This is a genomic window from Micromonospora endophytica (genome assembly GCF_003236305.1).
Taxonomy (GTDB): domain Bacteria; phylum Actinomycetota; class Actinomycetes; order Mycobacteriales; family Micromonosporaceae; genus Micromonospora; species Micromonospora endophytica.
Map to the genome: position 1 here is coordinate 1 of NZ_POTX01000479.1, position 1,139 is coordinate 1,139.

Genomic DNA, 1,139 nt, shown 5'->3' on the forward strand with positions numbered 1-1,139 from the left:
CCCCCGGGTGGAGCCGCCACCCCCGGGTGCAGCCGCAACCCCCGGCGCAGCCGGACCGGTCGCCGTCCCTGGCCCGCTTGCCGTGACCCGCTCGTGCTCTCAGCTCGACAGGCGCGCATTCCCCTACATTCGCCCTGGGCCGGGGACGTGCCAGCAGGGCAGCCACACCCTGATATCAGCCCCCTGGTAAGCGACAGAAATGGCGACCAGGCGCTCAACACGTGCGGTCCCCGGGGCGATCGCGTACGAGTCGATACGGGACAGCGCGGAACGGTCCGGCGGACCTAGAGTGGCGGCTACTTTGTCGATCTAGGAGGGCCGCGTGTCCGAGCCACCACCCGCCGGGCATCCATCAGGGGCGGGGTCCGAGCCGACACCCGGCCATCCCTCAGCTGAAGCACATGCTGGCGACGTGCCTGTCCCTGCCGGCGCCGCCACGGCGGATCCGCTGGGGGCACCTCAGCTACTGGTAGTGCCGCCCACCGCGGGCCTGTCACCCATCGTCTGGCCCGGGCCGGCCGACCAGCCAGCCTGGGCCATTCCGGTGACCGTTCCGCCCGGCACCAAGGGCTACGCCATTTTCCTCCCCTTGGTGCCAGCCGATGCAGTGCCGGCGAATGAGGTCGCGGCCGGCGCGGCACAGGCCGGCGCGGCACAGGCCGGCGCGGCACAGGCCGGCGCGGCACAGGCCGGCGCGGCACAGGCCGGCGCGGCACAGGCCGGCGCGGCACAGGCCGGCGCGGCACAGAGCGGCGCGGCACAGGCCGGCGCGGCACAGGCCGGCGCGGCGGAGGCCGGAAAGGTCGCGGCTGGTGCGGTGCCGACCGCCACCATGGTGGACCCGCCCACGGCACCCGACTCCGGAACGGCCAGCACGGACCCGGTCGACCTGGGGACAGCCAGCCCGACGACAACCGGCGCGGAAACGCCGTGTCCGGAGACGGCCGGCGCGGAACCCACGCCGCCGGAAACCACACCGCCGGCCCCGACGACAGCAACACCGACGACGGGGGCAACGGCAACGGGGGCACCGATAACAGGGCCACCGGCTGGTTGCTCGCCCGGGCGCTGGACTCCGTGCTGCCGGCCGGGGTGCTGTCGTTGCTCACCGGCGGCCCCGAGACCGGCGCGGCGCTCGC

At 74.8% G+C, this 1,139-nt stretch carries 1 protein-coding gene; it reads left to right on the forward strand.

What is annotated here, in order from left to right; genetic code table 11:
* Positions 1-930: 930 nt before the first annotated feature.
* On the forward strand, positions 931-1,139 hold a 209-nt coding region (locus C1I93_RS33015; protein WP_146603619.1), incomplete at its 3' end, for an aldehyde dehydrogenase.